The organism is Promicromonospora sp. NPDC060204 (assembly GCF_042728455.1).
GTDB lineage: Bacteria > Actinomycetota > Actinomycetes > Actinomycetales > Cellulomonadaceae > Promicromonospora.
The window spans coordinates 42,520-50,146 of the sequence record NZ_JBHWZO010000008.1; the positions used below are offsets into that span (position 1 = coordinate 42,520).

Sequence of the window (7,627 nt, forward strand, 5' to 3'; positions counted from 1 at the left end):
GCGTCAAGTTCTTGTTGGGTCGACATACCGGCAGTGGGCCTGACGAACCGATCCACGAGAGGAACATCCGATGCAGACCACGTCGCTCGGCGGGCTCGAGGTCTCGCGCCTCGGTCTGGGAGTCATGGGTATGTCCGCCTTCTACACGGGCAAGGACGAGTCCGAGGAGGACTCCGTCCGCACCGTTCAGCGCGCTCTGGACCTCGGCGTCACCCACCTGGACACCGCCGAGGCGTACGGGACAGGCGCCAACGAAGCCCTGCTGGGTCGGGCAGTCGGAGGCCGGCGGGACGAGGTGGTGCTCGCCACCAAGTTCGGCCTGGTCTCCCACACGGGCCGGCCAGGGGCGGACAGTACGCCGGAGAACATCCGGCTCGCCGTCGAGGGGTCGTTGCGGCGCCTGGGCACCGACCACATCGACCTGTACTACCAGCACCGAGCCGATCCGGACACCCCGATCGAGGACACCGTCGACGCCCTGGCCGACCTGGTGAACCAGGGCAAGGTCCGCTACATCGGCCTGTCCGAGGCCGGCCCCGCCACCATCCGCCGCGCACACGCGGTCCACCCGGTGGCCGCCGTCCAGAGCGAGTACTCGCTCTGGACGCGGGACCCCGAGGCCGAGGTGCTCCCGGTGCTGCGCGAGCTGGGAATCGGACTGGTGCCGTACTCCCCGCTGGGTCACGGCTTCCTGACCGGGAACATCCGCTCCTTGGAGGGTCTGGACCCCGACGACTGGCGTCGTACCAACCCGCGCTTCACCGGCGGCAACCTCGAACGCAACCTACGCATCCTCGACGAGGTCCGGGCCGTGGCGACCGAGGCCGGAGCCACCCCTGCCCAGATCGCCCTGGCCTGGCTCCTGGCCCAGGGCGAGGACATCAACCCCATCCCAGGCACCCGACGCGTCGAGCGCCTCGAGGAGAACATCGCCGCCGACCGGATCCGACTCACCCCGGACCAGATCGGACGGCTGAACAACCTGACCCCCGCGTCCGGCGACCGCCACGACCGGGGCGGCATGGCCGCCATCGACCGGTGAAGAGCGACTCGGCAACGAGCCGAACGGCACGGCACCGCGCCTCAACCGCAGAAGACCGAGCAGCAGACGAATGGAGCAGCACCATGGCAGGCAACCTGATTCGTGTCGGAATCATCGGCGCGGATACGAGGGCGAGCTGGGCCGGGGCGTCGCACATCCCCGCGCTGGCGGCCCAGTCGCAGCTCGTGCTGGCGGCGGTCGCTACCCGGCGGGAGGAGAGCGCACGAGATGCCGCCGAGCTGTTCGGTGCCGAGCGTTGGTACGCCGACCCGTACGAGCTGATCGACGACCCGTCGATCGATCTCGTCACCGTCGCCGTCAAGGTTCCGGCGCACCGTGAGCTGGTGCTTGCCGCCCTCGCGGCGGGCAAGGCCGTCTACTCGGAGTCCCCGCTGGGCGCGAGCGTCACCGAAGCCGAGGAGATGGCGGCGGCAGCCGGCTCGCTGCACACGGCGATAGGACTGCAGGGCGGCCTCAACCCATCGGTGCGCCGGGCGGCCGAGATCATCGCGCAGGGCCGGCTCGGGCGGCTGCTGTCGGCCCGGGTCACCGCGACGACCTTCGGGAACGGCCCGGAATCGGTGAGCGCCTACGAGTACTTCGACAAGGCGGACGCCGGCGCAGGCTTCATGACGATCGCGGTGGGCCATGTCCTGGACGTGATCGAGACGGTCCTCGGTGACATCACCGAGATCGATGCGCGCACGGAGCTGCTCTGGCCGGAGGTGAAGCTGGTCGACACCGGCACGACCACCACCCGTGAGGTACCGGACCACCTCGACGCGATCCTCAAGACCTCATCCGGCACCCCGGTGGGAGTGCAGGTCTTGGCGGGCATGCCCGTACCCGACGCCCGGTTCAGCCTCGAGGTCCGAGGCGCCGACGGCTGGCTGAAGCTGACCGGCGACCACCCCGCCGGCGTCCAGGTCGGCGACCTCACGCTGACCTCGAACGTCGACTTCGAAGCGCCCGACCGCCCCGTCGCCACGGGAACCGGACCAGCCGCAGCCGAGATCTGGACCGGTGCCTCAATCAACGTGGGGGAGGTGTACGCGAGCCTCGCGCGCGACATCGCCAACGGCACCCACCACACGCCTGGGTTCGCACACGCCGCCCATAACAGCCGCCTGGTCGCCCGGGTCGAGCAAGCCGCACGAACCGGCGTCCGACAGTAGGCGTGCCAGCAGGAACAAGTCCTGGTGTCCGCAGCGGCCCGCGCGGACACCAGGTCGTACCTGGCGCCGGAGCCATGAGGGAGATCGAGCAGGTCGAGGCGCGACCACCCGAACTCCCGCCACCAGACGAGTCTCAGCGGGCTGTCGCGCCCGGCAGCAGTGCCCCGTGGCGTGTGCGTTCCAGATAGTCGCTGAGGGTGTCGCGGCTCCGGGTGAGTTCCTGGAGCCTGCCGTTGATGGCCGTCAGCTCGTCGCCTCGGCTGCCCCGTTTCGCCTGGACGCGCAAAGAACCCGGCCGCGCCGCCCGAGGGTGAGCAGCGGAATCTGTCGCGTTGCGCTGACTGGATTGCCAAGGCCGGCGTCTGGCCGTGGCGGAGCGTTCAAGCGCGTCGGACTGGTGTGAAACAGGTACCCATCATGCTTCGGTAGGGCCAGATCGGACGGCCGTTACCGCGCCGGCGACCTCGACCAGCGTGCCCATCAGGTCGTCACCGAGCGGGTAGACACCCACGTGATCGGCCCCGGCGTCGAGGTGCGCAAGCAGGGCTCCTGCGGTGGCCGCAGGGCCGCCGTGCGCGACCAGAGCGTCGATGAGGCGGTCGCTGCCGACGCCTGCCAGGTCGGCGTCGGCGAAACCGAGCCGGCGAAGGTTGGCCGCATAGTTAGCGACGCGGCCCGCGTTTCCGGGAGGGCCGGATCGTGCGACGGCACGGGCCTTGTCGGCATCGGGCTCCACCAAGGCGAAGTGCCCGGGGAGCACCAGCTTGCCCGGGCCGAGCGTTGCTCGCGCGAGCCGGGTGTGCTCGGGAGTTACCAGGCACGGGAGCGTGCCGGCGGTGCGATCACGAGCCAGGCCCAGCATTCTCGGGCCGAGCGCTGCCAGGACGATCCGTTCGGCCGGGACACCGGCCAGGACCAGCTGGTCGGTGAACGACGCGAGGGTGTCGTACGGCGAGGCCCACTCGGTGTGCAGCTCGCGATGGCCGATGCCGATACCGAGCAGCAACCGGTCACCGTGCCTGGTCCTGATCCTGTGGAACGACGCGGCGAGGGTGTCTGCATCGGCGTCCCACACGTTGACGACGCTGGTGCCGACCGTCAGCGCCGTGGTGGCGTTGAGCAGCGACTCCACGAAGGTGAGGTCCGCCGGGGGAGAGGCATCCAGCCACAGCGTGCCGTAGCCGGCCTGTTCGAGCGTGGCGGCGTCGTCGGGTGTGACCTCGTGCTCACGCAGGTGGGCTCCGAGCAGGCCCAGTTCGATGTTCATGGCTCGACTCCAGCAGGGCGTCGTATGGTGAGCAACGGCCAGAACGTCCGCGGGCGATTACCCAGCGGCATCGTCGCAGGTCAAGGGAGCAACCTGTGGAACTACGCGCACTGCGGTACTTCGTCGTCGTCGCCGAGGAACTGCACTTCGGCCGGGCCGCCGACCGGTTGCACATCGCACAACCTGCCGTGAGCAGACAGATCGCGCGGCTGGAGCGAGAACTGGGTACCCGCCTGCTGGAGCGGTCCCCACGCGCGGTGCGCCTGACCGCCGCCGGGCGCCGCGTCCTCGACGCCGCCCGCGAGGCACTCCGCGCGGCCGACCAGGTCCGGGCCGTGGCGGAGTCACCGGTGGGAGTGATGCGCATCGGCGTCGCGGCAGGGATCGGCGCTCGCCTGGAGCGCGGCATCGACCAGCTGCGGGAGCAGGTTCCGGGGTCGGACGTCGTCCTGCTGGACCTGCCCCTGGCGGCGCGGCTGAACGCAGTGCGCGATGGTGAGGTCGACGTGGCCCTGGTGCGCGGAATGACCTCGGCGCCCGGGCTGCGCGTGGTGCCCGCCTGGACGGAGGCGTTGCTTGCGATCGTGTCCGCGAAACATCCCGTCGCTCAGCAGGAGAGCGTCGGGCCGGACGATCTTGCGCCCGCCGACCTCAGGATCCCCTTCCAGGACTACGACCTGGAGATTCACGAAAAACCAGCGGCCCTCGCCTGGGGTCCTCGAGCGATGCACTCCCGGTGCGGGCGCCCGACGGGGACTGCGCGGAGCACGGTGGTGGAGGTCGGCTCCCATGCGCGGAGCTGGATGGTCCTGCCTGCTGACCACGCCCAGGAGATCGGGTCCACACGGGTGCGGGCGCTACCTTTCGAGCCACAGCAGCACGTCGTCGGCAGCGTGGTGATACCGACCGACCTTCCGCACAGGTGCGCGTCGGCCTACCAGCAAGCTTTCGGCGACTGACTGCATAACGGCCCGGTCGGGAGCCGCTGGAGTACCTCGACGGCGAGCTTCGAGAGCTGCGGAGGCGCCTGCGACGATCGACGGGTCGTCGGAGTCGAGATCCAGGCTCAGACCGGTGATGGTCGCGACAGGACGGTCAGCGCATGAGGCTGGGCAACCAACTCTGACCGATCCTGATCGTCTACCGCTCCGAACCCTCTAGGTCCTACTCAGGCGGCAGCCTGCCGCCATCACAACGGAGGATCTGTCATGCGTACGTCAGGAATCGCTCCCTTGGCTGCGACAGCGGCCCTGGTGGGTCTGCCGTCGGTAGCCGCGCCGGCCGGCGCGGCAGAGAGCAACGAGCTCACTGCTGAGCTCACTCAGCTCAACGACGCCGCAAGCCGAACCAGGATCAGCGCATGACACAGGCCATTGAGAGCCCCGCGGCGCCTTCGGTCGAGCGCTCTTCGGGCGGCGTGGGCTGGGCCGCGCTCGCGGGCGTGCTTGCGGGCGGTGCGGGACTCGCCGTCGCGGAGCTCGTCGCCGCCGTCGTCGCACCCGGTGCCAGCACGCTCTTCGCAGGCGGCGCCGCCGTGGTCGACGCCGTGCCCCCAGGGCTCAAGGACGTTGCCGTGGAGTGGTTCGGCACCAACGACAAGGCCGTCCTGCTCGCCACGATGGGTGTGGTGCTGGCACTGGGGGCGGCGCTCGCGGGCGGGCTGGAGCTGCGCCGCCCGCCGGCGGGCGCTGTCCTGATGGGAGTCGTCGGCGTCGTCGGGGTCCTGGTCGCGGTGCTGCGCCCGAGCGCGACGCCGCTGTGGGCACTGCCCAGCGCCATCGGGCTGGGCGCCGCGGTGCTCCTGCTGCGTGCCGCCGTGGCGCGGCTGCGGCCTGTGCCGGCCCGCGGCGCGGTCTCGGCGGGTGACACTCCGGGCGGCGCCGTGAACCGGCGTGGCTTCCTGGCCGTGTCGGGCATCACCGTGGGTGTCGTGGTGCTCGCGCTGGCCGGCTCGCGCGTGCTGTCGATGGGCTCGACCGCGATCAGCGCCGTGCGCGAGAAGCTCCGCCTGCCCGCAGCGCGCACGACGGCGCCCCCGGTGCCCGCCGGGGCTGACCTGAAGCTCGACGACCTGGCGCCGTACGTCACCCCGAACGCGGACTTCTACCGCATCGACACCGCGCTGATCGTGCCGCAGGTGAACCCGCAGGACTGGTCACTGGAGGTCCGTGGTCTGGTGGACGAGCCGTTCACACTCACCTGGGACGAGCTCATGGAGCTGCCGATGGAGGAGCACTACGTGACTCTCTCGTGCGTGAGCAATGCCGTGGGTGGCGACCTGGTCGGTAACGCTCTTTGGCTCGGCTACCCGATCCGCGCGCTGCTGGAGCGGGCCAAGCCCCGCGCGGGTGCCGACATGGTGCTCTCCACGAGCGACGACGGCTTCACCGCGGGCACGCCGCTGGATGTGCTCCAGGACCCCGACCGCGAGTGCCTGCTGGCTATCGGTATGAACGGCGAGCCGCTACCCCTGGAGCACGGCTTCCCCGCGCGGCTGGTCGTGCCCGGCCTGTACGGGTACGTCTCGGCCACGAAGTGGGTCACCTCGCTGGAGGTCACCACCTTCGACGCCGACGAGGGCTACTGGACGCCGCGCGGCTGGTCCGCACTGGGGCCGATCAAGATCGCGTCGCGCATCGACGTACCGCGCTTGTCCGTGCCCGCGTCCGCCGGCTCCGTCACCGTCGCGGGCGTCGCCTGGGCGCAGCACACCGGCATCAGCAAGGTCGAGGTCCGGGCCGACGGCGGGGACTGGGTCACCGCCGAGCTCGCCGAGACCGTGGGGCCGGACACCTGGCGCCAGTGGCACACGTCGATCGATCTGGAGGCCGGCTACCACAGCCTCACAGTGCGCGCCACGGACTCGGACGGAGAGGTCCAGACCGAGGCCAAGGCGCCGCCGGCTCCCAACGGCGCGTCGGGCTGGCAGACCATCTCGATCACCGTGGACTGACCGGGGCGGTCGGGTCGCAGCCGCGACCCTTCCGTTAGTCCACCAAGGGCCGGCGCAACCGTGTCGTGCCGATCATCGAGCCGGCCCGGGAGACGCTCGAACGTCTGACGGCTGTTGGTCGGCTGGGCGACTCGCCGCTGATCAAGGACGACGCGGCGGCACCACCCCGCGACGCTTCGGGATGCCACGAACTAAGACCAGCTCGTGAAGGACCTCGGCATCGCCGGCCTCGTCCGGCACGGGCTCCGGCACACGGCCCTTACTTGGATGGCCGACAGCGGCGTACTGCTGCACGCGCTCCAACGGGTGGCCGCCACCAGGACCCGGCCATGACCGCCCGCTACCTGCACCCGGACCACCGAGCGCTGACCGACGCCGGCGCCACGTTCGGTGCCTGGTGGGCGGCCGGCAGTGCGGTATCGACTACGCCGGCTGCCGACGACGCCGAGCCGGCATGAACCCGGATCGGGGACGGATCGGGGACAAGTCCCGTTCCGACGCTCGTCGCAGCGAGGGCTCTAAGGCAACGAAGAACGCCCCTCACCTGCGTGAACAGGTGAGGGGTGATCTGTCGGGCTGACAGGATTTGAACCTGCGACCCCTTGACCCCCAGGTGGACTCGCCGGGTTGCTGCCGCGATTCTTCGCGCTTCTGTTTGCTGGGAACGTGCCTGATCGTGCATAGCGTGCAGGGCGTTGGCCACAGATTGGCCACACATCTTGGCGGCCGTGGGTGGGCATCGCCCGGCTCCCTGCCACGTCTTGTCGACGTCGGATCGGATCAAGGGTGGACGTAGTCCATCACGTAGTGACGCGCAGCGCCCTTGATGCGGTTCGGCGGTGATAAGAGACTTCGAGAGCCGGTCGCTGCCTGTCTCGTGAGAAGTATTGGACCACTGAACAGGTGAGCACGGGGGAGTGCGTGCGGGCGGTTGCTAGGCGGGCGATCGAGTAGCCGGCTACGGGTGCCGGCCGCCGTGACCGTCCGCGATCTACGGGGAGCACGACGACGGGCGCGAGCTGCACGACGAGAGACGGTTTCGGTGATCTGGCCGAGGCCGTCTTCGTCATGTGTGGGGGCGCGCCGTGTCGGCGCGACCAGAGTGCGATGGGGGTGCGCGGACCGAACGCAGCGAGCCCGCGCGGGGGCCGGTTCCCCTGTCGCGGGCCCCTGGGCGCGCCGGCACGGCG

At 70.3% G+C, this 7,627-nt stretch carries 6 protein-coding genes; 5 read left to right on the forward strand and 1 reads right to left on the reverse strand.

Annotation, left to right across the window (positions count from 1 at the left end):
* The first annotated feature begins 70 nt into the window (after positions 1-70).
* Together ACFWEJ_RS02305 and ACFWEJ_RS02310 are read left to right on the forward strand one after the other, a co-directional pair.
* The gene (locus ACFWEJ_RS02305; RefSeq protein ID WP_377227586.1) at positions 71-1,042 is read left to right on the forward strand and encodes an aldo/keto reductase; all 972 of its coding nucleotides are present in this window, start codon (positions 71-73) and stop codon (positions 1,040-1,042) included.
* Positions 1,039-2,217, forward strand: coding sequence for a Gfo/Idh/MocA family protein (locus ACFWEJ_RS02310; RefSeq protein ID WP_377227587.1), 1,179 nt, complete (start codon positions 1,039-1,041; stop codon positions 2,215-2,217). The genes ACFWEJ_RS02305 and ACFWEJ_RS02310 overlap by 4 nt, the downstream gene beginning before the upstream one ends.
* A gap of 415 nt (positions 2,218-2,632) precedes the next feature.
* On the opposite strand, the gene ACFWEJ_RS02315 is transcribed toward ACFWEJ_RS02310, so the two are convergent.
* Positions 2,633-3,484, reverse strand: coding sequence for a TIGR03620 family F420-dependent LLM class oxidoreductase (locus tag ACFWEJ_RS02315; RefSeq protein ID WP_377227588.1), 852 nt, complete (start codon positions 3,482-3,484; stop codon positions 2,633-2,635).
* Positions 3,485-3,579: 95 nt separating this feature from the next.
* On the opposite strand from ACFWEJ_RS02315, the gene ACFWEJ_RS02320 reads away from it, so the two are divergent.
* The 3 genes from ACFWEJ_RS02320 (at position 3,580) to ACFWEJ_RS02330 (ending at position 6,895) form a co-directional block, all read left to right on the forward strand.
* Positions 3,580-4,443 (forward strand): LysR family transcriptional regulator, encoded by an 864-nt coding sequence (locus tag ACFWEJ_RS02320; RefSeq protein WP_377227589.1) that lies wholly within the window; start codon positions 3,580-3,582, stop codon positions 4,441-4,443.
* A gap of 401 nt (positions 4,444-4,844) precedes the next feature.
* Positions 4,845-6,437: a molybdopterin-dependent oxidoreductase gene (locus ACFWEJ_RS02325; protein ID WP_377227590.1), complete on the forward strand. Its 1,593-nt coding sequence runs from the start codon at positions 4,845-4,847 to the stop codon at positions 6,435-6,437.
* A gap of 329 nt (positions 6,438-6,766) precedes the next feature.
* The gene (locus tag ACFWEJ_RS02330; RefSeq protein WP_377227591.1) at positions 6,767-6,895 is read left to right on the forward strand and encodes a hypothetical protein; all 129 of its coding nucleotides are present in this window, start codon (positions 6,767-6,769) and stop codon (positions 6,893-6,895) included.
* The last annotated feature ends 732 nt before the right edge of the window (positions 6,896-7,627 follow it).

Bases quoted from the DNA above. Each gene is read 5' to 3' on its own strand.
- ACFWEJ_RS02305 (WP_377227586.1), top strand. From the start codon at position 71: ATGCAGACCACGTCGCTCGGCGGGCTCGAGGTCTCGCGCCTCGGTCTG.
- ACFWEJ_RS02315 (WP_377227588.1), bottom strand. From the start codon at position 3,484: ATGAACATCGAACTGGGCCTGCTCGGAGCCCACCTGCGTGAGCACGAG.
- ACFWEJ_RS02325 (WP_377227590.1), top strand. From the start codon at position 4,845: ATGACACAGGCCATTGAGAGCCCCGCGGCGCCTTCGGTCGAGCGCTCT.
- ACFWEJ_RS02330 (WP_377227591.1), top strand. From the start codon at position 6,767: ATGACCGCCCGCTACCTGCACCCGGACCACCGAGCGCTGACCGACGCC.